Annotated in this window: 22 protein-coding genes; 5 read left to right on the top strand and 17 right to left on the bottom strand. The window is 70.0% G+C overall.

The features are described from left to right. Window positions 1-4: 4 nt before the first annotated feature. Complete coding sequence (locus RBJ65_RS34130; RefSeq protein ID WP_306320623.1) at window positions 5-715, bottom strand: MBL fold metallo-hydrolase; 711 nt, start codon at window positions 713-715, stop codon at window positions 5-7. 155 nt (window positions 716-870) lie between these two features. Between RBJ65_RS34130 and RBJ65_RS34125 the strand changes: the two genes are divergently transcribed. Both RBJ65_RS34125 and RBJ65_RS34120 read left to right on the top strand, forming a co-directional pair. After that, window positions 871-1,656: a peptidylprolyl isomerase gene (locus tag RBJ65_RS34125; protein ID WP_306320622.1), complete on the top strand. Its 786-nt coding sequence runs from the start codon at window positions 871-873 to the stop codon at window positions 1,654-1,656. A gap of 202 nt (window positions 1,657-1,858) precedes the next feature. Continuing rightward, window positions 1,859-3,091 carry a DUF349 domain-containing protein gene (locus RBJ65_RS34120; RefSeq protein WP_306320621.1) on the top strand — a complete coding sequence of 411 codons (1,233 nt, stop codon included), beginning with the start codon at window positions 1,859-1,861 and terminating at the stop codon, window positions 3,089-3,091. Between the two features lie 114 nt (window positions 3,092-3,205). Here RBJ65_RS34120 and RBJ65_RS34115 read toward each other — a convergent pair whose 3' ends face one another. The 15 genes from RBJ65_RS34115 to pgsA form a co-directional block, all read right to left on the bottom strand. Beyond that, window positions 3,206-5,719: a bifunctional (p)ppGpp synthetase/guanosine-3',5'-bis(diphosphate) 3'-pyrophosphohydrolase gene (locus RBJ65_RS34115; RefSeq protein ID WP_306320620.1), complete on the bottom strand. Its 2,514-nt coding sequence runs from the start codon at window positions 5,717-5,719 to the stop codon at window positions 3,206-3,208. A gap of 195 nt (window positions 5,720-5,914) precedes the next feature. Further along, window positions 5,915-6,454, bottom strand: coding sequence for an adenine phosphoribosyltransferase (locus RBJ65_RS34110; RefSeq protein WP_306320619.1), 540 nt, complete (start codon window positions 6,452-6,454; stop codon window positions 5,915-5,917). Between the two features lie 143 nt (window positions 6,455-6,597). Next, the gene (gene secF / locus RBJ65_RS34105; protein ID WP_306320618.1) at window positions 6,598-7,722 is read right to left on the bottom strand and encodes a protein translocase subunit SecF; all 1,125 of its coding nucleotides are present in this window, start codon (window positions 7,720-7,722) and stop codon (window positions 6,598-6,600) included. Window position 7,723: 1 nt separating this feature from the next. Next, window positions 7,724-9,511: a protein translocase subunit SecD gene (secD, locus tag RBJ65_RS34100; RefSeq protein WP_306320617.1), complete on the bottom strand. Its 1,788-nt coding sequence runs from the start codon at window positions 9,509-9,511 to the stop codon at window positions 7,724-7,726. 140 nt (window positions 9,512-9,651) lie between these two features. After that, window positions 9,652-10,161, bottom strand: coding sequence for a preprotein translocase subunit YajC (gene yajC / locus RBJ65_RS34095; protein ID WP_306320616.1), 510 nt, complete (start codon window positions 10,159-10,161; stop codon window positions 9,652-9,654). 164 nt (window positions 10,162-10,325) lie between these two features. Then, on the bottom strand, window positions 10,326-11,429 hold the full coding sequence (ruvB, locus tag RBJ65_RS34090; RefSeq protein ID WP_306320615.1) for a Holliday junction branch migration DNA helicase RuvB: 1,104 nt from the start codon (window positions 11,427-11,429) through the stop codon (window positions 10,326-10,328). Window positions 11,430-11,541: 112 nt separating this feature from the next. Further along, window positions 11,542-12,153: a Holliday junction branch migration protein RuvA gene (gene ruvA, locus RBJ65_RS34085; protein WP_306320614.1), complete on the bottom strand. Its 612-nt coding sequence runs from the start codon at window positions 12,151-12,153 to the stop codon at window positions 11,542-11,544. Continuing rightward, entirely contained in the window at window positions 12,150-12,713 is a 564-nt protein-coding gene (gene ruvC / locus RBJ65_RS34080) for a crossover junction endodeoxyribonuclease RuvC (RefSeq protein WP_306320613.1), read from the bottom strand. The genes ruvA and ruvC overlap by 4 nt, the downstream gene beginning before the upstream one ends. A gap of 129 nt (window positions 12,714-12,842) precedes the next feature. Then, window positions 12,843-13,595, bottom strand: coding sequence for a YebC/PmpR family DNA-binding transcriptional regulator (locus tag RBJ65_RS34075; protein WP_306320612.1), 753 nt, complete (start codon window positions 13,593-13,595; stop codon window positions 12,843-12,845). A gap of 44 nt (window positions 13,596-13,639) precedes the next feature. Further along, window positions 13,640-14,245, bottom strand: a complete 606-nt coding sequence (gene pdxT / locus RBJ65_RS34070) for a pyridoxal 5'-phosphate synthase glutaminase subunit PdxT (protein WP_306320611.1) — start codon at window positions 14,243-14,245, stop codon at window positions 13,640-13,642. A gap of 6 nt (window positions 14,246-14,251) precedes the next feature. Next, window positions 14,252-15,151 (bottom strand): pyridoxal 5'-phosphate synthase lyase subunit PdxS, encoded by a 900-nt coding sequence (gene pdxS, locus RBJ65_RS34065; RefSeq protein WP_306320610.1) that lies wholly within the window; start codon window positions 15,149-15,151, stop codon window positions 14,252-14,254. Between the two features lie 124 nt (window positions 15,152-15,275). Then, the gene (locus tag RBJ65_RS34060; RefSeq protein WP_306320609.1) at window positions 15,276-15,821 is read right to left on the bottom strand and encodes a hypothetical protein; all 546 of its coding nucleotides are present in this window, start codon (window positions 15,819-15,821) and stop codon (window positions 15,276-15,278) included. A 44-nt stretch (window positions 15,822-15,865) separates the two neighbouring features. Next, window positions 15,866-17,026: a glycosyltransferase family 4 protein gene (locus RBJ65_RS34055; RefSeq protein WP_306320608.1), complete on the bottom strand. Its 1,161-nt coding sequence runs from the start codon at window positions 17,024-17,026 to the stop codon at window positions 15,866-15,868. Then, window positions 17,023-17,937: a phosphatidylinositol mannoside acyltransferase gene (locus RBJ65_RS34050; protein WP_306320607.1), complete on the bottom strand. Its 915-nt coding sequence runs from the start codon at window positions 17,935-17,937 to the stop codon at window positions 17,023-17,025. Before RBJ65_RS34050 ends, RBJ65_RS34055 begins: the two co-directional genes overlap by 4 nt. After that, on the bottom strand, window positions 17,934-18,596 hold the full coding sequence (gene pgsA / locus RBJ65_RS34045) for a phosphatidylinositol phosphate synthase (RefSeq protein WP_306320606.1): 663 nt from the start codon (window positions 18,594-18,596) through the stop codon (window positions 17,934-17,936). Before pgsA ends, RBJ65_RS34050 begins: the two co-directional genes overlap by 4 nt. 288 nt (window positions 18,597-18,884) lie before the next feature. Between pgsA and RBJ65_RS34040 the strand changes: the two genes are divergently transcribed. Both RBJ65_RS34040 and RBJ65_RS34035 read left to right on the top strand, forming a co-directional pair. After that, window positions 18,885-21,101: an elongation factor G-like protein EF-G2 gene (locus RBJ65_RS34040; RefSeq protein ID WP_306320605.1), complete on the top strand. Its 2,217-nt coding sequence runs from the start codon at window positions 18,885-18,887 to the stop codon at window positions 21,099-21,101. A 192-nt stretch (window positions 21,102-21,293) separates the two neighbouring features. Further along, window positions 21,294-23,066 carry a hypothetical protein gene (locus RBJ65_RS34035; protein ID WP_306320604.1) on the top strand — a complete coding sequence of 591 codons (1,773 nt, stop codon included), beginning with the start codon at window positions 21,294-21,296 and terminating at the stop codon, window positions 23,064-23,066. Between the two features lie 110 nt (window positions 23,067-23,176). Here the strand turns inward: RBJ65_RS34035 and RBJ65_RS34030 are convergent, their stop codons facing one another. After that, window positions 23,177-23,740, bottom strand: coding sequence for an HIT domain-containing protein (locus RBJ65_RS34030; RefSeq protein WP_306320603.1), 564 nt, complete (start codon window positions 23,738-23,740; stop codon window positions 23,177-23,179). A gap of 67 nt (window positions 23,741-23,807) precedes the next feature. Between RBJ65_RS34030 and RBJ65_RS34025 the strand changes: the two genes are divergently transcribed. Beyond that, complete coding sequence (locus RBJ65_RS34025) at window positions 23,808-24,500, top strand: potassium channel family protein (protein ID WP_306320602.1); 693 nt, start codon at window positions 23,808-23,810, stop codon at window positions 24,498-24,500. Window position 24,501 lies beyond the last annotated feature (1 nt).

Raw genomic sequence — 24,501 nt, 5'->3', positions numbered from 1 at the left:
CTCGTCACATTCCTCGTCGGGGAGCCCCGGTGGAGGGTCCCTGGCCGGCGGCCACCTGCCGCAGAAACGGGTTGGTGGCGCGCTCCTGGCCGATGGTCGTCTGGGAGCCGTGTCCGGACAGCACCACGGTCGAGTCGTCGAGCGGCAGGCACACGCGGGCCAGCGATTCGAGCATGTCGTCCATGGAGCCACCGGGCATGTCGGTGCGTCCGATGGAGCCGGCGAAGAGCAGATCGCCCGAGAAGAAGACGGACGGGATGTCCGCCGCCTCGGGCATCTGGAAGGTCACCGACCCCTTGGTATGGCCCGGCGCGTGCGCGACGGTGAAGTCGAGCCCGGCGAGCTTCAGGGCGGCGCCGTCGGACAGCTCCCGCACGTCGTCCGGCTCCCCCACGGTCAGCTCGCCCATGAGCGGCATGCCGATGGAGCGGCCGATGCCCTTCTCGGGGTCGCTCATCATGTAGCGGTCCGAGGGGTGGATCCAGGCCGGGACGTCGTGCGCCCCGCAGACCGGGACGACCGAGGCGACATGGTCGATGTGCCCGTGCGTGAGGACGACCGCCACCGGCTTGAGGCGGTGCTTCTCGAGCGCTTCCTCGACTCCTGGAGCGGCCTGGTGGCCGGGGTCGATGATCACGCACTCCTCACCCGCGGCGGAGGCAACCAGATAACAGTTGGTGCCCCAGGCCCCGGCGGGGAACCCGGCAATCAGCACAATCGTCCTTCGTGTGTCGTCGTAACGGAATGTCGTAACGGAATACGGCCGATCAGAGCCTACCGGCGCGGCCGATTCCACAGCGAACCCATATACGGTACGGGGCACTATCAGGGGCCCCAACAAGGTCACGAGACGTACGAGGAGAAGACCCGGTGGTCAGCAAGGATCAGCGGCAGCGTCAGCTCGCCCGGGAGAAGTTCCTGCGCCAGCAGCAGCGGCGCGAGTCCGCGCGGCGCAAGGCCCGCACGCGCAACACCGTGATCGCCTCCGTGCTCGCGGTGGCCGTCCTCGGCACGGGTGGCGCGTACGCCGCCGGGGCCTTCAGCGGCGACGACACGAAGGACACCTCCGGCGCGAAGGCGAGCCCGTCCGCTTCGCCTTCGCCGAGCAAGAAGGCGTCGGAGCCCAAGATGACGATCGACAAGAAGGCCAAGTACGACATGGTCTTCAAGACGAGCGCCGGCGACATCAATATCGCCATGGACGCGGCGAAGACCCCGCACACGGTGAACTCGTTCAAGCACCTCGCGGACAAGGGCTTCTTCGACGGTACGAAGTGCCACCGCCTCACCACCCAGGGCATCTACGTCCTTCAGTGCGGCGACCCGGAGGGCACCGGCGCGGGCGGCCCCGGCTACACGATCCCCGACGAGAACCTGAAGGGGCTCGGCAAGCCCGCCAAGGACGGCTCGGTGACGTACAAGGCGGGCACGGTGGCGATGGCCAACACCGGGCAGCCGAACTCCGGCGGCAGCCAGTTCTTCCTCGTCTACAAGGACAGCAAGCTGACGCCTACGTACACGCCCGTCGGCACGATGGACGCGAAGGGCCTGAAGGTCGTCAAGGACGTCGCCGCGAAGGGCGTCACGGGCGGCTCGGCCGACGGGGCGCCTAAGAAGGCCGTCAAGGTCGAGAAGGCCACCGTCGACAAGAAGTGAGGCCAGCGGCCGCCCCACGCGCGCGTAGGTGAGGAATTTGAGCCGCGCTGAGTGCGGACAGTGGGGCGGCCGTTCGCCTAGATTGGCTTCGTACAGCGCGGATTCGAGCCGCGTTGTGGAGGGCGGGCCGGGCCCGCCAGGAAACTGTGGACGATGCCCAGGGGCGAGGCGCCCCGCGCAGGCATCATGTGGAGGAGGCGCTGTGAGCAGCGACCCGTGGGGCCGCGTCGACGAGACGGGGACCGTGTACGTGCGTTCGGCCGACGGCAGCGAGCGTGAAGTCGGTTCGTGGAAGGCGGGGTCCCCGGAGGAGGCCCTTGCCTACTTCAAGCGCAAGTACGACGGCCTGGTCGTCGAGATCGGGCTCCTCGAACGCCGGGTGCAGACGACCGATCTGTCGGCCAAGGACGCCATGACGGCGATCGAGCACCTGCGGGAGCAGGTCACGGACGCGCACGCGATCGGTGACCTGGAGGCGCTCGGCAAGCGGCTCGACAAGCTGGTGGAGAGCGTCGAGACGCGGCGCGAGGAGCGCAAGGCCCAGAAGGCGAAGCAGTCCGACGAGGCCCGGCACGCCAAGGAGGCGCTGGTCGTCGAGGCGGAGGAGCTGGCCCAGTCCGAGCAGTGGCGGGCGGCCGGCGAGCGGCTGCGCGCGCTCGTGGACACCTGGAAGGGCCTGCCGCGGCTCGACCGGAAGTCGGACGACGAGCTGTGGCACCGCTTCTCGCACGCCCGGTCGGCCTTCTCCAAGCGGCGCAAGGCGCACTTCGCGTCGCTCGACGCGCAGCGCGAGGAGGCCCGTAAGACCAAGGAGAAGCTGGTCGCCGAGGCCGAGTCGCTGTCGAACTCGACGGACTGGGGTGCCACGGCGGCCCGGTACCGCGACCTGATGACGGACTGGAAGGCCGCGGGCCGCGCCCAGCGCGAGCACGAGGACGACCTGTGGAACCGCTTCCGGGACGCCCAGGACATCTTCTTCGCGGCCCGTAGCGCGGTGTTCGCCGAGCGCGACGCCGAGCAGGGCGAGAACCTCAAGCTCAAGGAGGCGCTCGCCGACGAGGCCGAGAAGATCCTGCCGGTCACGGACCTGAAGGCGGCGCGCGCCGCGTTCCGCTCGATCAACGAGCGCTGGGAGGCCATCGGCCACGTCCCGCGGGACGCGCGGCCGAAGGTCGAGGGCCGGATGCACGCCGTGGAGCGGGCCATCCAGGAGTCCGAGGAAGCGGAGTGGCGCCGGACGAACCCGGAGGCACGCGCGCGTGCCGAGGGCCTCACCGGTCAGCTGCAGGCCGCGGTCGACAAGCTCACGGGTCAGATCGAGCAGGCGCGTGCGCAGGGCAACAACGCGAAGGCCGACAAGCTGCAGCGTGAGCTCGATGGGCGGCAGGCGCTGCTGGACCAGGCGTTGAAGGGCTTGCACGAGTTCGGCGGGTGACGCTCCGCTGAGACCGGTACGTGGAACGGCCCCCGAGCACTGTGCTCGGGGGCCGTTCTCATGCCTCGGGGCGCTGCCCCGGACCCCGCTGCTCAATCGCCGCAGGGGCGAAAATCAGGGCCGTCGCGCCGACGTCACCCGGTACACGTCGTACACGCCCTCCACGCCGCGTACGGCCTTCAGGACATGGCCCAGGTGCTTCGGGTCGCCCATCTCGAACGTGAAGCGGGACGTGGCCACCCGGTCCCGCGAGGTCTGCACCGCCGCGGACAGGATGTTCACGTGCTGGTCCGACAGGACCCGGGTCACGTCCGACAACAGCCGCGAGCGGTCCAGGGCCTCGACCTGAATGGCGACCAGGAAGACCGAGGACTGGGTCGGCGCCCACTCCACCTCAAGGATGCGTTCCGGCTCGCGCGACAAGGAGTCCACGTTCACGCAGTCGCTGCGGTGAACCGATACGCCGCTGCCGCGCGTGACGAAGCCGATGATGGGGTCGCCCGGCACCGGCGTACAGCAGCGCGCCAGCTTCACCCAGACGTCGTCGACGCCCTTGACCACGACGCCCGGGTCCGCGTTCGAGCGGCGCTTGGAGCGGCCGCGTGAGGGCGGTGCGCTCTCCGCGATGTCCTCGTTGGCGGCCTCCTCGCCGCCGAGCGCCTGCACGAGCTTCTGGACCACGGACTGCGCCGTGACGTGGCCCTCTCCGATGGCCGCGTACAGGGACGAAATGTCGGGGTAGCGCATCTCGTGCGCGAGTGTGACGAGCGAGTCGCCGGTCAGGATCCGCTGGATCGGCAGGTTCTGCTTGCGCATGGCGCGCGCGATGGCGTCCTTGCCCTGCTCGATGGCCTCTTCGCGGCGCTCCTTGGAGAACCAGGCGCGGATCTTGTTGCGCGCCCGCGGCGACTTGACGAAGCCGAGCCAGTCGCGGGACGGGCCGGCGCCCTGTGCCTTGGAGGTGAAGACCTCCACCAAGTCGCCGTTGTCCAGGGTGGATTCGAGGGGCACGAGGCGTCCGTTGACGCGTGCTCCTATGGTCCGGTGGCCGACCTCCGTGTGGACCGCGTACGAGAAGTCCACCGGCGTCGCCCCGGCCGGAAGCGCTATGACGTCGCCCTTCGGCGTGAAGACGAAGACTTCGTTGCGCGACAGGTCGAAGCGCAGGGACTCCAGGAACTCGCCCGGGTCCTCCGTCTCCTTCTGCCAGTCGAGGAGTTGGCGCAGCCACGCCATGTCGTTGAGGTGGTCGTCCTTGCCGCCCTTGCCGGACGACTTGGGCGCGTCGGTGCGCACCTTGGAGGCGCCGGCGACGGCCTCCTGCTTGTACTTCCAGTGCGCGGCGATGCCGTACTCGGCGCGCCGGTGCATGTCGAACGTACGGATCTGGAGCTCAACGGGCTTGCCGTTGGGGCCGATCACCGTCGTGTGCAGCGACTGGTACATGTTGAACTTGGGCATCGCGATGTAGTCCTTGAACCGGCCCGGAACCGGGTTCCATCGCGCGTGGACCGTGCCGAGAGCGGCGTAACAGTCCCTCACCGTGTCGACGAGGACACGGATGCCCACCAGGTCGTAGATCTCCGCGAAGTCCCGGCCGCGGACGATCATCTTCTGGTAGACGCTGTAGTAGTGCTTCGGGCGTCCGGTGACGGTCGCCTTGATGCGGGCCGCGCGCAGGTCGGACTGCACCTCGTCGGTCACTATGGCCAGGTACTCGTCGCGCTTGGGCGCGCGTTCGGCCACGAGCCGCACGATCTCGTCGTACATCTTGGGGTAGAGGATCGCGAAGGCGAGGTCCTCCAGCTCCCACTTGATGGTGTTCATGCCCAGGCGGTGGGCGAGCGGCGCGTAGATCTCCAGGGTCTCGCGCGCCTTCTTCTCCTGCTTCTCGCGCTTGAGGTAGCGCATGGTGCGCATGTTGTGCAGGCGGTCGGCGAGCTTGATGACCAGGACGCGCGGGTCCTTGGCCATGGCGACGACCATCTTGCGCACGGTCTCGGCCTGCGCGGCCTCGCCGAACTTGACCTTGTCCAGCTTGGTCACGCCGTCGACGAGGAGCGCCACCTGGTCGCCGAAGTCGCGCTTGAGGGTGTCCAGGCCGTACTCGGTGTCCTCGACGGTGTCGTGAAGCAGGCCCGCCATGAGCGTCGCCGGGTCCATGCCCAGCTCGGCCAGGATCGTCGTCACCGCGAGCGGGTGCGTGATGTACGGGTCGCCGCTCTTGCGCTTCTGGCCGCGGTGCCAGCGCTCGGCGACCTGGTAGGCGCGCTCGACCTGGCGCAGCGTGGACGTCTCGATCTTCGGGTCGTTGCTGCGCACTATCCGCAGCAGCGGCTCCAGGACCGGGTTGTACGGGTTCGAGCGCTGTACGCCGAGGCGTGCCAGGCGGGCGCGGACGCGGTTGGAGGAGCCGGAGCGGGCGGCCGGCTGGTTCGCGGCGGCGCGGATCGCGGGCGGCGGCGTGGGGCGGGGCCGCTCGGCGGGGGGCTTGGGGCGTGACTGCTCGGCCGCTGCGCCGTTCCCGTTCGGCGGCGCGGGCTTCGGGGGCTTCGCGGGCGCGTCCGAAGACGCCGCGGCCTGTTGGTCCTGCGCGGCGGCGGTGAGTGGCTTGGCCTCGTCTGGCAACGGCGCTCCTCGTGCGCGACGGGTCCCCCGTTCAGGTCCCGGAGAGCCCATGGTATCGATCCGGAGTCCTCGGCTCGCCCTGGGCCGGTGGGACGGTTACGTATTCGTGGAACACCAGTGGCGGGCGCCGGATTCCTCCGGGCCCGCCAACAAGGCTATGACCTGCCGTTTTACGGATTCAACCGCTTCACCGCTTCACACGACCAGCAGGGCGTCGAGCGGGGCGCCCTGAAGCGCGGGTTCCAGGCGCTCGCGGCCGGAGAGGAAGCCGAGCTCCATGAGGACCGCGCAGCCCGCGACCTCGGCGCCCGCGCGGCGGATCAGACGCACGGCGGCCTCGGCGGTGCCGCCGGTGGCCAGCACGTCGTCGATCACCATGACACGGTCGTCGGCGCCGAGGTCCTCGGCGTGCACCTCGATCTCGGCGGAGCCGTACTCGAGGTCGTACGACTGCGAGAGCGTCGCGCCGGGGAGCTTGCCCGCCTTGCGTACGGGGATGAATCCGAGGCCCGCGCGGATCGCGACGGGGGCGCCCAGGATGAAGCCGCGCGCCTCCAGGCCGACGATCTTCGTGGCGCCGTGCCGGACGCACAGCTCAGCGAGGGTGTCGGTGAGGGCGGTGAAGGCCGGCGGGTCCGCGAGCAGCGGGGTGATGTCCTTGAAGAGGACGCCCGGCTCCGGATAGTCCTGCACATCGCGGATGCGGCTGAGGAGCAGCTCCTTGATATCGGTCATTTCTGCACCTCAGCGAGTGTGTCGGGCGATTTTCAACGCGCCAACCCTAGCAGTCGGCACTGTCGGGCGAACGGCAAGGGCGCCAGGGCCTCGACGGCTCCTGGCGCCCTTGTGGCGTCCGTGACGGATCGGGTGGATCCGGGTCAGCGGCGCTTGCCCGAGGGGCGACCGCGGCCCCTGTTGCGGACCGGCTGGTTGCGCGGGCCCGTGGCCGCGCCCGCGGGGGCGGCGTCCTCCGGCTCCGCGTCGTCCTCCGAGGCGTCGGCCTGGTGGCCGACCACGGCCGGCTCGGCCTTCGCCGCGGCGGCGGCCCGCTTGGCGAGGACCCGCTTCTTGAGCGCCTTCATCTTCGGGTCGCGCTCCTTGAGGTCGGCGACCAGCGGAGTGGCGATGAAGATCGAGGAGTACGCACCGGCGGCGAGGCCCACGAAGAGCGACAGCGAGATGTCGTTCAGCATGCCCGCGCCGAGGAAGCCGCCGCCGATGAACAGCAGGCCGCCGACCGGGAGGAGCGCCACGACCGTGGTGTTGATCGAGCGGACCAGGGTGGAGTTGATCGACCGGTTCGCGACCTCGCTGTAGGTCCAACGGGTCTGTTTCTCCAGGCCCTTGGTCTGTTCCTTGAGCGAGTCGAAGACGACGACCGTGTCGTAGAGCGAATAACCAAGAATGGTCAGCAGACCGATCACCGTGCCCTGCGTGACCTCGAAGCCCACGAGGGCGTAGATCCCGACGGTGATCGTGATGTCGTGGATGAGCGCGACGAGTGCCGCGAGCGCCATCCGCCACTCGAAGGCGATCGCCAGATAGATCACGACGAGGACCATGAAGATGGCCAGGCCCTGCCATGCCTTGTTGGCGATCGACGCGCCCCAACTGGGGCCCACCAGGTCGGCGTTGATGTCGTCGGCCTTGATGTCCATGTCCTTGGACAGCTCGGCCTTGATCTGGTCCGACTTGGCCGTGTCGACGCCCGCGACCTGGATGCGCAGACCGCCCGAGCCGAGCTCCTGGACGACCGCCGGGTGGCCCGAGGCGTCGGCGGCGTACTCCTCCGCCTTCTGGGCCGAGACGCTGGTCTTGGGCGTCGTGAAGATCGCGCCGCCCTCGAACTCGATGCCCATGTTCAGGCCGCGCACCGCCAGGCCGACGATGGCCGTGATGGTGATCAGGATCGAGACGCCGTACCAGATCTTGCGCTTCCCGATGAAGTCGTACCCGACCTCACCGCGATACAGCTTGGCGCCGAGATTGCCCAGCTTCGACATCTCACGCCTCCTTCGGGTCGACAGGGCGGGTGGCGCGGCGCGTGCGACGCAGCGGGGGCTGCACGCCGAGGCGCTTCGGGTCCAGGCCGGACCACTTGTGGCCGCTCGTGAAGAACTTGGTGCGGGCCAGGATCGTCATCAGCGGCTTCGTGAAGAGGAAGACCACGACGACGTCGAGCAGGGTGGTCAGGCCGAGCGTGAACGCGAAGCCCTGCACCTTGCCGACGGTCACGATGTACAGCACCGCGGCCGCGAGGAACGACACGAAGTCGGAGACCAGGATGGTGCGTCGGGCCCGGGGCCAGGCGCGCTCCACCGCGGGCCGCACGGTGCGCCCCTCTCTGACCTCGTCACGGATTCGCTCGAAGTACACGATGAACGAGTCCGCGGTGATACCGATGGCCACGATGGCACCACAGACGGCCGGCAGGTTCAGCGCGAAGCCGATGGCCGGGCCGAGCAGCGTCATCAGGGTGTACGTGAGGATGCCGGAGGTCAGCAGCGAGGCGAGCGCGATGAGCGACAGGCCGCGGTAGTAGACCACCAGGTAGATGATGACCAGCGCGAGGCCGATGGCGCCGGCGATCAGACCGGCGTGCAGCTGCTCACCGCCGAGCGCGGCGGTCACCGAGGTGACGCTCTGCTCGTGGAAGGTCAGCGGCAGGGCGCCGTAGGACAGCACGTTCGCGAGGTCCTGGGCGGACTCCTGGGTGAAGGAGCCGGAGATCTCGGCGTTCTGGCTGAGCGTGGAGCTGACGCTGGGGGCGGAGACGACGTCGCCGTCGAGGACGATGGCGAACTGGTTCATCGGCGACTGCTGGCTCTTGAGCTTGCTGGTCGTCGCGGCGAACTTCTTCGAACCGCCGCTCGTGAACTCCATGTTCACGACCCACTGGCCGTTCTGCTGGTTGATCGTCGCCTGGGCCTTCTTGACGTCCTTGCCGCCCACCTCGGACGGGCCGAGGATGTACTTGGCCCACTGCCCCTGGCTCTTACCGCAGGCAATGATCGGGTCCGTGGACTTCGCGCCCTCGTTGACCTTGGTGCGGGCGGCCCGGTCCGTGCAGTCGAGCTGCGTGAACTTCTTCTGCAGCGCGGCGGTCGCCGGGTCGGTGCTGGCGCTGGGGGTGGCGCCCGGGGTGGTCTTGGCGTCGTCGCCGCTCTTCGCGGAGGCGCTCGGCGTCGCGTCGGCCTTGAGGCTGTCCGTGACGGCGCGGCCCTGCGTGGTGGCGCTCGCGGACGGCGTGGCGGCCGACTTCTCGGTCGCCTTGTCCCCGCCGCTCGTCTTGTCCGAGCCGGTGGCCTTGTCGGTCGCCTTGCCGCCCGAGGTGGCGCTCGGGGACGGGGTGGCCGACTTGTCGCCCTTGCCGCCGGTGGGAGCGCCGGCGGCCATCGTCATGACCGGACGGAAGTAGAGCTGCGCGGTCGTGCCGACCTGCTCGCGGGCCTGCTTCTCGTTCGTCCCTCGCGGGATGTTGACGATGATGTTGCTCTTGCCCTGCGTCTGGACCTCGGCCTCGGAGACACCCATGCCGTTGACGCGACGGTTGATGATGTCCGTCGCGGTGTCCATGTTGGTCTTGTTGATCGCGTTGGGCTTGCCCGGCTCGTTCTTGGCTTCCAGCGTGATGCTGGTACCGCCCGCGAGGTCGATGCCGAGGCGCGGCGTGAACGTGCCGGAGGCGAACATCCCCCCGACGAGCGCGACCATGATGATCACGATCAGGCCCAGGGCACGGCCCGGCTTCGACTGGGCACCTGCCCCTCGGCTCTTCTTAGGTGTGGCCACCTTCTCGTACTCCCTCTCCATCCGTCCGGCATCGGGGTTGGGTGCCCGGACGGCCATGAAATGGTCGAGAGTCCGCGCGCGTCACGCACGAACGGGAACCGCGGGGCACATCGAGCGGTCGCCCCACGGTTCCGGTCGTACTACTTCGCGTCGGACTCGCCGTCGGTCTTCTTCGCCTCGGCGTCGTCGGCCTTGTCGGCCTTGTCGGCGTCCGCGGCCTCGGTCGGCTCGGCCGATTCGGCCGGCTCGTCCTTCTTGCCGAGGTCGATGCGCGAGTCGTCGGCGGCGGTCTCGTCGGTCTCGGTGAGGGAGGACGCGTCGTCCGGGACGACGGCGCTGTCGGTCAGTTCGTCATCGTCAACGACTTCCTCGCCGTGAACGATGCGGTTGTACTCGTCATCGGTGAGCACGGCGCCGATGGCGTTCTTCGCGAACATGAGGTGGACGCCGGGGCCGGCGTCGAGGAGAACCGCGTCGTCGTGGACCTCCTTGACCGTCGCGTACATGCCCCCGATCGTGCGGACGCCGGAACCGGGCTGCATCTCATTACGCATGTTCGCGGCCTGCTGCTGCTTCTTCTTCGCAGACCGGGTCATCAGGAACATGGCCCCGATGAGCACGATGAACGGGAGGAGGGTCACGAGACTCACGGGTAGGAACTTCCTTCATTCGGCCGCGTCGAAATGCAGCCGTGTCGATGATGGGGTATTACGCCGCCGTAAAGGCGACGTCGGCGGAGTCTAAGCGAGTCCGCACTGTGGGAACAACGCTCAGCATGGCACCGGGGTTCCAGCCCCGGCGAGTACCCGCGCCGTCAGGCCCCGAAGAGGCCCGGCTGGCCGCCTGCTCCAGGTCTCCCTTGGGGTGCGGTGAGTCCCAGGTGGGCCCACGCGGCGGGGGTCGCGACACGGCCCCTGGGGGTGCGCGCCAGGAGTCCTTCCCGTACGAGGAAGGGCTCGGCGACCTCCTCCACGGTCTCACGCTCCTCCCCCACGGCCACGGCAAGTGTCGAAAGTCCCACAGGCCCGCCGCCGAACAGCTTGAGCAGGGCTTCGAGCACGGCGCGGTCGAGCCGGTCGAGGCCGCGGCCGTCCACCTCGTAGACGCCGAGGGCGGCGGAGGCGATGTCCCTGGTGATGTCGCCGTCGGCCTTGACCTGCGCGTAGTCGCGTACGCGGCGCAGCAGGCGGTTGGCGATGCGGGGGGTGCCGCGGGAGCGTCCGGCGATCTCGGCGGCGCCTTCGGTGTCGATCGCCACATCGAGGAGGGACGCCGAGCGATGGATCACCCGCTCCAGCTCGGTGGGCCCGTAGAACTCCATGTGGGCGGTGAAGCCGAAGCGGTCGCGCAGCGGCGGCGGCAGCAGCCCCGCGCGCGTGGTGGCGCCGACGAGGGTGAAGGGCGGCAGTTCCAGCGGGATGGCGGTGGCGCCGGGGCCCTTGCCGACGATGACGTCGACGCGGAAGTCCTCCATCGCCATGTAGAGCATTTCCTCGGCGGGCCGGGACATCCGGTGGATCTCGTCGAGGAAGAGGACCTCACCTTCCTGGAGGGAGGAGAGGATCGCTGCGAGGTCTCCGGCGTGCTGGATCGCGGGGCCGCTGGTGATGCGGATCGGGGCACCCATCTCCGCCGCGATGATCATGGAGAGGGTGGTCTTGCCGAGGCCGGGGGCGCCGGAGAGCAGGACGTGGTCGGCGGTGGCCCCACGCGCGCGGGCGGCGCGCAGCACGAGGTCGAGCTGTTCCCTGACCTTCTCCTGGCCGATGAACTCGTCCAGGTCCTTGGGGCGCAGGGCCGCCTCGACGGCCTGGTCCTCCGTGTCGGCGACGGAGCCCACCAGCCGCTCCGCGGCGGGCCCGACGGGCCGGTCGGCCTGCGGCGTCGCGGCGTCGTCGGTGGTCTCGTCCCAGTTCATGTGGTGTGCCTCGCGTAACGGGTCTACGTGTACGTGTACGTGTACGTGTACGTGTACGTGTACGTGTACGTGTACGTGTCTACGGGATCAGGGGGCGGCGTCGGCCGACGGGCTAGCGGGTGCGGTTGAGGGTCTGGAGCGCCGCCTTCAGGAGCTGGCCCACCTGCGGGGTGCCCTCGGTGGCCTCGGCCTGCGGGGCGACAGCGTCGACCGCCTCGTCGGCCTCTCTCGTGGCGTAGCCGAGGCCGATCAGGGCGGCGTGCAGCTGCTCGCGCCAGCCGTTGGTGACGGCCGTGCCGATGGCGGGGCCGCCGGTGCCGAGGGGCTCGCCGAGGCGGTCCTTCAGCTCCAGGAGCAGCTTCTGGGCGCCCTTCTTGCCGATGCCGGGGACGGCGGTGAGCGCCTTCTCGTCGCCGGTGGAGACGGCTCTGCGCAGCGCGTCCGGGCTGTGCACGGCGAGCATCGCCTGGGCCAGGCGCGGTCCTACGCCGCTCGCGGTCTGCAGCAGCTCGAAGGTCTGCTTCTCGTCGTCGTCCGCGAAGCCGTACAGGGTGAGCGAGTCCTCCCGTACGACGAGGGAGGTGGCGAGCTTGGCCTGCTGGCCGATGCGGAGCGCGGACAGCGTGTTCGGCGTGCACTGGAGGGCCATGCCGACACCGCCCACCTCGACCACCGCGGCGTCGGGGGCGAGGGCGGCGACGGGGCCGCTGACGAAGGCGATCATGCGGTACGGCCTTTCACGGTGGCGGTTCGGGATGCCTTGGATGCCTGGGCCGCGTGCTGGGCGACGGCCTGCTGGAGTCTGTTCTGCGCGGGGGCGCGCCAGATGTGGCAGATGGCCAGGGCGAGCGCGTCCGCGGCGTCGGCCGGCTTGGGTGGTGCGTCGAGCCGCAGCAGTCGCGTCACCATGGCGCCCACCTGCGCCTTGTCGGCGCGGCCCGTGCCGGTGACGGCTGCCTTGACCTCGCTGGGCGTGTGCAGCGCCACGGGGAGACCGCGGCGCGCGGCGCACAGCATGGCGACGGCGCTTGCCTGGGCGGTGCCCATCACCGTGCTCACATTGTGCTGGCTGAACACCCGCTCCACGGCGAGGACTTCGGGGCGGTGCTCGTCGAGCCACTGCTCGATGCCCTGCTCGATGGCGACGAGGCGGTGGCCCAACTCGGCGTCGGCGGGCGTCCGTACGACGCCGACGCCGCGCATCGTCAGGGGCCTCCCCGCGACCCCCTCGACGACGCCGACACCGCAGCGGGTGAGCCCTGGGTCGACCCCCAGTACACGCATGCGCGCCCCCTCCCGACCGCGAGTGATCTTCGAATGGCCTCCAGGCTATCGGCTGCCACTGACAACGACGGCGGGCCGGGGAGACGTGTCTCCCCGGCCCGCCGCTGTGATGCCCGTGCGCGGCAGCGCCTACGCGTCGACCTTCTCCATGACCTCGTCGGAGACGTCGAAGTTGGCGAAGACGTTCTGCACGTCGTCGCTGTCCTCAAGCGCGTCGATCAGCTTGAAGATCTTGCGTGCGCCCTCCTCGTCCAGCTCGACCTGCATGGTCGGGACGAAGTTGGCGTCCGCCGAGTCGTAGTCGATGCCGGCGTCCACCAGGGCGGTGCGGACCGCGACGAGGTCGGTGGCCTCGGAGAGCACCTCGAAGGACTCGCCCAGGTCGTTGACCTCCTCGGCGCCCGCGTCGAGCACGGCGCCCAGGACGTCGTCCTCGGACAGCTCCGCCTTGGGGACGATCACGACGCCCTTGCGGTTGAACAGGTACGAGACCGAGCCCGGGTCGGCCATCGAGCCGCCGTTGCGCGTCATGGCGACGCGCACGTCGGACGCGGCGCGGTTGCGGTTGTCGGTGAGGCACTCGATGAGCACCGCGACACCGTTCGGACCGTAGCCCTCGTACATGATCGTCTCGTAGTCGGCGCCGCCGGCCTCGAGGCCGCCGCCGCGCTTGACCGCGGAGTCGATGTTCTTGTTGGGCACCGACTGCTTCTTCGCCTTCTGAATGGCGTCGAACAGCGTCGGGTTGCCCTCGATGTCGGTGCCGCCCATGCGCGCGGCGACCTCGATGTTCTTGATCAGCTTCGCGAAGAGCTTGCCGCGCTTGGCATCGATCACGGCCTTCTTGTGCTTCGTCGTAGCCCATTTAGAGTGGCCGGACATCTGCCTGTCTCCTTCGCGTAACCAATGAACGAACGCCAGAGATCCTACAAGGAACCCGCGGCGCTCTTTGCCCGCACCATGTCCACGAACAGCGCGTGGATCCGGTGGTCCCCGGTGAGCTCGGGGTGGAAGGACGTCGCCAGGGCATCGCCCTGCCGAACTGCGACGATGTGTCCCTCGTGCTCGGCGAGCACCTCCACCTCGGCGCCCACGGACTCCACCCAGGGGGCGCGGATGAAGACGCCCTCTACAGGATCGCCCTCGACTCCCTGTACGTCGACAGCCGCTTCGAAGGACTCGTTCTGCCGTCCGAAGGCGTTGCGCCGCACGATCATGTCGATTCCGCCGAAGGTCTCCTGGCCCGAGCGCGGGTCGAGGATCTTGTCGGCGAGCATGATCAGGCCCGCGCACGTCCCGTAGACGGGCATGCCTTCGCGTACGCGCGCGCGTAGAGGTTCCATCAGGCCGAAGAGGTGGGCCAGTTTCGAGATGGTGGTCGACTCGCCGCCGGGGATCACGAGCCCGTCGACCTCGGCCAGTTCTTCGGGGCGCCGCACCGCCCTGGCCACGGCATCGGCCGTGGCCAGGGCGACGAGGTGCTCCCGTACGTCGCCCTGGAGCGCCAGGACTCCGACAACGGGGGTGCTCATGGGCGCTTACCAGCCCCGGTTCGCGTAGCGCTCGCCCTCGGGGAGGGTGTCGCAGTTGATGCCGACCATGGCCTCGCCGAGGTTGCGGGAGGCCTCGGCGACGATCTTCGGGTCGTCGTAGAACGTGGTGGCCTTCACGATCGCGGCGGCGCGCTTGGCGGGGTCGCCGGACTTGAAGATGCCGGAGCCGACGAAGACGCCCTCGGCGCCGAGCTGGCGCATCAGCGCGGCGTCGGCGGGGGTGGCGACGCCACCGGCGGAGAACAGTACGACCGGCAGCTTGCCGAGCTCGGCGACCTCCTTGACCAGCTCGTACGGGGCGCGCAGGTCCTTGGCGGCGGCGTACAGCTCGTTGTTGTCGAAGCCGCGCAGGCGGGCGATCTCGTTCTTGATCTGGCGCATGTGGCGGACGGCCTCGACGACGTTGCCGGTGCCTGCCTCGCCCTTGGAGCGGATCATCGCGGCGCCCTCGGCTATGCGGCGCAGGGCCTCGCCCAGGTTGGTGGCGCCGCAGACGAACGGGGTCGTGAAGGCGAACTTGTCGCTGTGGTTGACCTCGTCGGCCGGGGTGAGCACCTCAGACTCGTCGATGTAGTCGACGCCGAGCGACTGCAGCACCTGGGCCTCGACGAAGTGGCCGATGCGGGACTTGGCCATCACCGGGATCGAGACGGCGCCGATGATGCCCTCGATCATGTCCGGGTCGGACATCCGGGCCACGCCGCCGTCCTTGCGGATGTCGGCCGGGACCCGCTCCAGGGCCATCACCGCGACGGCGCCCGCGTCCTCGGCGATCTTCGCCTGCTCGGGCGTGACGACGTCCATGATGACGCCGCCCTTGAGCTGCTCGGCCATGCCGCGCTTGACGCGGGCGGTACCGGTGGCGGGGGTTTCGGAAGTGGACACGGGTGACCTCACTCGGTGAAGAAGGCTTTTGCAGCACCGAGGAAACCTCTGGGGAACAGGCCACTACAAGGGCCAATGGGTAGCCGGTGGATCCTTTTGGCCTGGGATCCCATTGGCCTGGGATCTAGTTGGTGGCGCGGTCGGCCAGCGCCGTCGGCGGTTCGTCGTCCATCTCGAAGGCCAGCGGGAACGGGGCGTGCCCGGCGAGCCGGAACCAGCGGACCTTGCGGTGGCGGCGCAGCGCGCGGGCGGCGCGTACGGCGTCGTTGTGGAAGCGGCGGGCCATGGGGACGCGGCGGACCGCCTGCGCTAGCTCCTCCGACGCCTCGTCGCCGCCGGGGGCCTCGCGGACCACCTCGACCTGGTCGGGCTCGTTGAAGACCGCCCTGAGCGACTGGCTGAGCTCGCTCTCCGCGACCTCGCGCTGCTCCTCCTCGGCCTGCCGCGCGGCGTGCGCGGCCTCGTACAGGACGATCGACGCGGCGGGGTCGAGGACGCCGGACGTGGCCAGTTCCTGGGCGACCGAGGCGCGGCGCAGGAGTTGGGCGTCGAGGGCGGCGCGGGCAGCGTCGATACGGGCGTGCAGGCGGTCGAGCCGGCCCGCGGTCCAGCTCAGGTAGAGCCCGATCGCGAAGAGGGCTACGGCGATCCAGATGAGGGTGACGGTCACGGGCGGCAAGGCTACCGGGACGCTCCACGCCAGGACGCGAGGCCTCAGTCCCTCGCCAGGCCCCAGCGCGCCCGCAGCCCCGTGCGCTCGTCCGCCGCCACCGCCGCCGCGCCCTGGGCCACCGTCTCGTAGACCGAGAGGATGTCCGCGCCGACCGTGGACCAGTCGAAGCGGCGGACGTGCTTGCTGCCACGCGCGCGTAGTTCGGCGCGGCGCTCCGGGTCGCCCAGGAGGCGCAGGGCGGCGACGGCGAGGGTGTCGGCGTCCTCATTGGTGAAGAGTTCACCGGCCGCGCCCTGGTCGAGGACCTGGGCGAAGGCGTCCAGGTCGGAGGCGAGGACCGGGGCGCCCGCCGACATGGCCTCCACCAGGATGATGCCGAAACTCTCGCCTCCGGTGTTGGGCGCTACGTAGACATCGACGCTCGCCAGAAGGCGCGCCTTGTCCTCGTCGCTCACCATGCCGAGGAATTCGACGCGGTCGCGCATCTCCTTCGGGAGTGAGGCGACCGCCTCGTCCTCGTCGCCGCGCCCGGCGACCAGGAGACGCGTCTGCGGGCGCTCCGCGAGGATCTTCGGGAGCGCCTTCATGAGCACCGGCAGGCCCTTGCGGGGCTCGTCGATGCGGCCGATGAAGCCGATCGTGTCCCCCTGCCACTCGGCCTTGGGCTCGGCCCGCGCGAAGAAGTCGACGTCGACGCCGTTCGGGATGACGACCGCGTCGCCGCCCAAGTGCTCGACCAGCGTACGGCGCGCGTACTCGCTCACCGCGATGCGCGCGCTGATCTTCTCCAGGGCGGGCTGGAGGATCGGATACGCCGCGATCATGGCGCGCGAGCGGGGGTTCGACGTGTGGAAGGTCGCGACGATGGGGCCCTGCGCCGCCCAGCACGTCAGGAGGCCGAGCGAGGGCGAAGCCGGTTCGTGGATGTGGATCACGTCGAACGTGCCGTCGTGCAGCCATCGGCGTACCCGCGCCGCGCTCAGAAAGCCGAAGTTGAGGCGCGCCACCGAGCCGTTGTACGGCACGGGAACCGCGCGCCCCGCCGACACGACGTACGGCGGCAGCGGGGTCTCGTCGTCCGCGGGAGCGAGGACGGACACCTCGTGCCCCAGGGCGATGAGGTGCTCCGCCAGATCGCGGATGTGGAACTGGACGCCGCCCGGCACGTCCCAGGAGTACGGGCAGACGATTCCGATCCTCACGCCGGCCTCTCTTCGAAACTCTCGAGGTCGGCGAGCCACAAGCGCTGCAGCATGTGCCAGTCCTCCGGATGGTCCGCGATCCCCGTGGCGAAGGCATCGGCCAGCGCCTGCGTCATGACAGACGTCTTCTCGGCCCGAGTACCTGTCTCCGGCACATCGACGGGCGGATGGACGCGTCCGCGCATTATGGGTGAGTCGTCGTACCAGAGGGTCACCGGCAGAAGCAACGCGCCGGTCTGCTGCGCGAGCATCGCGGGCCCCGCGGGCATCCGCGTCGTCTCGCCGAAGAACTTGACCTCCACACCGGAGGACGACAGATCCCGGTCGGCGACCAGACAGACGAGCCCGCCGGAGCGCAGCCGCCGGGCGAGCGTCCCGAAGGCGGAACCGCCCGTGTGGGGCAGCACCTCCATGCCGAGGCCCTCCCTGTAGGCGACGAACCGGTCGTACAGGGTCTCCGGCTTGAGCCGCTCCGCGACGGTCGTGAACGGAGTGTCCAGCTTGGTGGTGACCCAGGCGCCCGCGAGGTCGTAATTGCCCATGTGGGGCAGCGCGAGGACGACGCCCCTGCCGGAGTCCAGGCCCTCGGTGAGGTAGTGGACGTCCTTGACCGAGAAGCCCTCCTTGATGCGCTCCTTGCTCCACGCGGGGAGCCGGAAGGACTCCATCCAGTAGCGCAGGTACGAGCGCATGCCCTTCTGGGAGAGCTCTTGCAGCCGCTGTGGCGTGGCGTCGGGCACCACGCGCGCGAGGTTGGCCTCGAGGCGCAGCACACCCTTGCCGCGCTTCTTCCAGACGGTGTCGGCGATCGTGCGGCCGAGGCGGTTCGCCACCGGCTCGGGAAGCTTCTTGACGGTCGCCCAGCCGAGCCCGTACAGCGCGTCCGTCACCCGCTCCTGTGCCCCGCTCACGAGCCGGCCCCCTCCTGGGCGGCCGCCGCCGCGTCGGCCTCGGCGGACTCCCGGCGCACCGTCACCACGCGCTGGATCAGCGTGACGAGGCTGCCCACGGCGACGATCCACAGGGCGACGGGCAGCAGGTACTGGATGCCGGGCACGCCGAACTTGTGCAGCCCGGCGAAGCCCGCGGCGACGAGCGAGATGACGAGCCGCTCGGCGCGCTCGACGAGCCCGTTCACGGCGACGGGCAGGCCGATCGCCTCGCCGCGCGCCTTCGTGTAGGACACGACCTGGCCGCTGGCGAGGCAGAAGATCGACACGGCGCACAGGACGCTGTCGTCGCCCCCGCCCGCGTACCAGAGCGCCAGGCCACCGAAGATCGCGCTGTCCGCGACCCGGTCGAGCGTGGAGTCCAGGAAGGCGCCCCAGCGGCTGGAGCGGCCGAGCTGGCGCGCCATGTTTCCGTCGACGAGGTCCGAGAAGACGAACAGCGTGATGACGACGGTTCCCCAGAAGAACTCGCCGCGCGGATAGAAGACCAGCGCACCGGCCACGACTCCGGCGGTGCCCAGGAGCGTGACCGCGTCGGGGCTGACTCCGCGGCGGATGAGAAACGCGGCGAACGGTGTGAGGACACGCGTAAAGAATGCACGCGCGTACTTGTTCAGCATGGCCTTCCCGAGGGGTCGGTGGCCGCGCGGCCCCTCTGGCCACCGGCTGGCCCATCGTAGCCACGCACACGTGCGAACCGTGGACGGGCCGCACGCGTGGGCGTGCGATCCCGTACGACGTATGGACGCACAGTGACCCGAGTGGAAAGCTCGAAGACACCGCGGGCGTCGCCGAAGCCGCCTCCGCACGCGGATTCGCGTGTCCGCGCCCACAGGCCTCATACGACCCCCACAAGGCCGATGACGACCTAGGACCTCACCGAGCAGCAAGCAACCGGGAGGCAAGGCATGGGCGACAAGACCAACGGACACCCCGGAGCCGCCGGCAGGGCAGCGACGGCCGACCATCCCGCGTCCGTACGGAATGTGGTGCTGGTCGGCCACAGCGGATCGGGCAAGACGACCCTGGTGGAGGCCCTCGCGCTGACCGCGGGGGCGGTGAACAGGGCGGGCCGGGTCGAGGACGGCACATCCGTCTCCGACTACGACGAGATCGAGCACCGCCAGCAGCGCTCGGTCCAGCTCTCGCTCGTCCCGCTGGAGTGGGACGGATTCAAGATCAATATTCTGGACACCCCCGGCTACGCGGATTTCGTCGGGGAGTTGAGGGCCGGTCTGCGAGCCGCGGACGCGGCCCTTTTCGTGGTCTCGGCGGCCGACGGCCCCGAGACGATGGCCGGCGCGACCCGCATGGTGTGGGAGGAGTGCGCGGCCGTCGGCATGCCGCGCGCCATCGTGATCACGCACCTGGAGGCGGCCCGCGCCGACTTCGAGGACATGACGCGGACCTGCGCGGAGATCTTCGGCGGCGACGACCCCGACGCCGTGCTCCCGCTGTACCTGCCGCTGCGCGGCGAGCCCGCCCCGGACGGGCACGCGCCCGTGACCGGCCTGATCGGACTGCTCTCGCAGCGCCTCTTCGACTACGCGTCGGGCGAACGCAAGGAGTCCGAACCGGGCGAGGAACAGGCCTCGCTGATCGAGGAGGCGCGGAATCGTCTCATCGAGGGGATCATCGCGGAGAGCGAGGACGAGACCCTCATGGACCGCTACCTGGGCGGCGCGGACATCGACGTCAAGACGCTCGTCGACGACCTGGAGCGGGCCGTCGCACGCGGCGTCTTCCACCCGGTCCTCGCGGCGGCCCCGGCCGCGGAGGGCGCCCGGCAGGGCATCGGCACCGTCGAACTCCTCGAACTCATCACAGGCGGCTTCCCCACTCCCCTGGAGCGCGCCACCCCCGGCGTGCACAAACGCGACGGCAAAGAGCTCGACATCCACGCCTGCGACCCCGAAGGGCCGCTGGTGGCGGAGGTCGTGAAGACCGCGTCCGACCCCTACGTAGGGCGGGTCTCGCTCGTCCGCGTCTTCTCCGGCACCCTGCGCCCCGACGAGACGGTGCACGTGTCGGGCCACGGGCTCACCGACCACGGGCACGAGACCCGCGCCCTCCATGAGGCGGACGAGCGGGTCGGCGCGCTCTCGGCACCCTTCGGCAAGCAGCAGCGCACGCTGACGCACTGCATCGCGGGCGACCTGGCCTGCGTCGCGAAACTGAGCCGCGCGGAGACCGGGGACACGCTCTCGGCGCGCGAAGAGCCGCTGATGATGTCGCCGTGGGAGATGCCCGACCCGCTGCTCCCGCTGGCCATCCAGGCGCACAGCAAGGCCGACGAGGACAAGCTGTCACAGGGCCTGTCACGCCTTGTCGCCGAGGACCCGACGATGCGCCTCGAACAGAACCAGGACACGCACCAGTTGGTGCTGTGGTGCCTGGGCGAGGCACACGCCGACGTCGCCCTGGAACGGCTGCGCAGCCGGTACGGGGTGCAGGTCGACGTCATCCCCCACAAGGTCTCCCTTCGGGAGACGTTCGCGAACAAGTCGGCGGGGCGCGGCCGGCACGTGAAGCAGTCCGGCGGCCACGGCCAGTACGCGATCTGCGAGATCGAGGTGGAGCCGCTGCCCGGCGGCTCGGGCATCGAGTTCGTGGACAAGGTCGTCGGCGGCGCGGTGCCCCGGCAGTTCATCCCGTCCGTGGAGAAGGGCGTGCGGGCCCAGGCGGCGAAGGGCGTCGCGGCCGGATATCCGCTGATCGACGTGCGGGTGACGCTCCTCGACGGCAAGGCGCACTCGGTGGACTCGTCCGACGCGGCGTTCCAGACGGCGGGCGCGCTCGCGCTGCGCGAGGCGGCGTCCGACGTACGGATCCATCTCCTGGAGCCGGTCGCCGAGGTCGAGGTCCTCGTCGGTGACGACTACGTCGGCACCGTGATGAGCGATCTGTCCGGGCGGCGCGGCCGCGTCGTCGGCACCGAACAGGCGCCGGGCGGACGGACCTTGGTGCGGGCCGAGGTGCCGGAGATCGAGATCGGCCGGTACGCGGTCGACCTGCGCTCCCTCTCGCACGGCACCGCGCGCTTCAGCCGCGGGTACGCCCGGCACGAGCCGATGCCGGCCCAGCTGAGCGAACGGATCCGCGAACAGGCCCAGGACGCCCCGTAGCCCGAACTCCGGCTCAGCGGACCGGAACCACGCGCCCGGCTCCCGCACCGACCACCGGCTTTCCGTTCCTCGGGGCCGGTGTCGGTGGTGGCCGCTACGCTGGTCGATGATCAGCCGGATCGGGCCGACAGCGCGTCCAACAGGTGTGCGGGGCCGGGAAGTCGGGAAAAGCCGCAGCGACGGCGTGCGGTGATGGGGGTGGCAGTGGCGGACACGATCAAGCCGGCTTCGGCCGACGGAATCTTCGACTTCCGGCCGGGCGCGCAGATCCCGCTGCAGGGATCGGCGGGCCAGACCGCCGCGACCTTCGCCATCGCCTCGGCCGCGTACCGGGACGATCCGGCCTCGAAGATCGAGGACGCCAACAACGAGTGGCACAAGTCCGAGGTGAAGAAGGGGAGATGGTCGCTGCTCGCCCCGAATCTGGGCGAGGCCTTCTCGCGGGCCGTGCAACTGCGCATGCTCGGCGGTGCCCGTAAACCGCTCATCCAGTCGTTCGGCACCGAACCGCAGGTCGTCGTGGAGCACTGCCTCGCGGCCAACCGGATCCGCCGCCAGCGCGACAGCCTGCTCACGCTCGTGACGGTGGTGTTCGGCTTCCTGTTCCTGCCCGGATTCCTGCTCTGGGTGACCGCCTTCGAGATCCGCCGCAGGGACACCCACCGGGTGGAGGCCGCCGAGAAGGAGACCAAGGAAGCCGCGAGCAAGGGCGCCAAGGAGAAGAACGAGGCCAAGAAGAAGGAGCGCGAGGCGCGCGGCCGGGCCGCCCTGACCATGGCGGTGATGGCCATCCTGTTCGTGGTCGTCGTGATCGCCCTCGTCCGGATGCCGCTCGCGGGCGGCTGGGCCTGGTACCTGCGGGCCGCGTTCGTGGCACCCGTGGTCGGCGGCTTCTGGGCGCGGCGGATCTGCGAGCGCACCGCGCACGACCTGCGGGACCGGTGGGGCGGGCTGCTCGCCGGCGGCGGGATCGGCGCGAAGATCCCGGAGGCCGTCCCCGGCAGCCCCGGGGAGACCGCCGCGGAGCAACTGCGCCAGAACCTCGCCAAGTTGTCGGCCGAGCAGCAGTCGAACTCCGTGTTCTACGCGGGCCCCAAGGGCATCCTCGGCATGGGCACACGCTGGGGCGGATGGCAGCTGGCCGAGGACCTGCTGCCGAAGGACCCCGACAAGGACATCCACCCGTTCCGCAGCTGGGACGTCATACGGGCGATCCACGACCAGCTGCGCCTCCTGGAGCGCAAGCCCATCCACACGGGCGGCTTCCCCACGCCTTCGGTCAAGCACTGGATCGTCTCGCCGATCGGTGAGAACGCGAAGAGCGTGACCCGCCCCTCGGGCGTGAACGTCGAAGCGTTCGAGACGAGGCCGCACGAGATAGAGCGGATCTGCAACGAGCAGCAGTTCGGCGGCGGCAGCCGCCACTACCTGGGCGTCCAGTTCACGCTCTGGGACGGCCAGTTGGTGATCACGATGCTGATCACGGTGACGGTGCTGCACCAGACGCTGCGCATAGAAGTGACCGGGCACGCGCTCGGCCCGGTGCACTCGCTGTTCACCTCGAAGCCGGAGCCGAAGAAGAAGGAGATCTCCAAGTCCATACGGTTCTGGGAGACCACCCAGAAGACGCTCCCTCTGGTCACCTCGGACGAGGCCGTCCGGATCGCGGTCCGCGCCCCCTTCACCTGGTACCCGCCGCTCCTCGACCACATGGGCGGCAAGCTGGTGCTGCCCGAGCCCTTCGGCCTGCGGCACGCCTGGGCCGACCAGCCCTGGCGGCACCGCTTCATGGCCGACGACGCGCTGCGCACGGCGACGCCGGTACTGCGCGTGGTGCACGCGGCGGCCATCAAGGTGCTCGACGAACACGACGTGAACACCGAGAAGTTCGGCGCCCGCTCGGGCTTCCTCAGCGGCGCGGTCCAGGACCCGACACCCGGCAAGGCGGACTCGTACGACGCGTAGCGGGCGCGTACGACGCGTAGGCGGGACCCAGGACCCGCACCGCGGCCCCCGTACCGCGGCCCCCGTGCCACGGCCCCCGTACCGCGCGGGCCCCGCTCCCCCGGCGACGCTCAGTCGGTCGGCCAGGCCTTCGCCACGGCGGTGCGCGTGTCGGCGAGCATCTGCGGCAGCACCTTGGTGTGGCCGACGACCGGCATGAAGTTCGTGTCGCCACCCCAGCGCGGAACGATGTGCTGGTGCAGATGGGCCGCGATGCCCGCACCGGCCACCGCGCCCTGGTTCATGCCGATGTTGAAGCCGTGCGCACCCGAGGCCGAGCGCAGCGCGGTCATGGCGCGCTTGGTGAAGTCGGCGAGCTCGGCCGTCTCGTTCAGGTCGAGATCGGTGTAGTCGGCGACGTGCCGGTAGGGCAGCACCATCATGTGCCCGCCGTTGTACGGGTACAGGTTGAGGATCGTGAAGACGTGCTCGCCGCGCGCCACGATCAGCGCGTCCTCGTCGGACTTGCCGGGAGCCGCGCAGAAGGGACAGCCGTCGTCGGCTCCGGGGCCGCTCGGTTTGCCCTCGCCCTGGATGTACGCGATGCGGTGCGGGGTCCACAGACGCCCGAACCCGTCCGGCTCACCCACTGGACCGACCTGCTGCTCCGGCTCACTCGTCATGCAATGCAGCATATGGCGTCACCTCAAGGAGGCGTGTCGCCGGGTACCGCCCCAGGTCGGCGCGGGCGATGCTGTCGGGATGACCGACACCCCACTCGCCCGCTGGGAGCGGCACAACGGCGTCGTCCTCGCGGTGGCGTCCCTCGTCTACCTCGCCGGGTACGCGGTCCGGGTCCTCGGCCACGGCCTGCCGGGCGCCGTACGGGACCTGTGCCTGGCGCTCACGCTCGCCGCGTGGGCGGTGTTCGGCGTGGACTACGTGGTGCGCCACCACCTGAGCGGACAGCGCTGGCCCCGCTTCGTCCGCAAGCACTGGCTGGACACGCTGGTGCTGCTCCTGCCGCTGCTGCGCCCCGTACGGATCGTGCAGGCCTACGAAGCGGTGCAGAAACGTCGAAACGAGCCGCGGCTCGCGCTGCACGCGCGCGTGATCGCGTACGCGGGCCTCTCGGTGACGCTGCTCGGCTTCGCGGGGTCGCTGGCGCTGTACCAGCAGGAGCACGGGGCGCCCGGCGCGGACATCCGCAGCTACGGCGACGCGGTGTGGTTCACCTGCACGACGCTGTCGACCGTGGGCTACGGCGACCTGGCCCCGGTGACCCCGCTGGGCCGGGTCGTGGCGGTGGGGGTGATGGCGTGCGGCCTGGCGCTGCTGGGCGCGGTCACGGGGTCGTTCTCGTCGTGGCTGTTGCAGGTGTTCGCGCGCGAAGGGGAGCGGGAAGGCGAGAGGCCCCCGGGGGACTCCCCGGAGGCCTCACACCGTACGGACTGAG

The organism is Streptomyces sp. KL109B (assembly GCF_030766935.1).
GTDB lineage: Bacteria > Actinomycetota > Actinomycetes > Streptomycetales > Streptomycetaceae > Streptomyces.
Note: the sequence above shows the minus strand (reverse complement) of the source record. Positions and strands in the feature narration are given on the sequence as shown.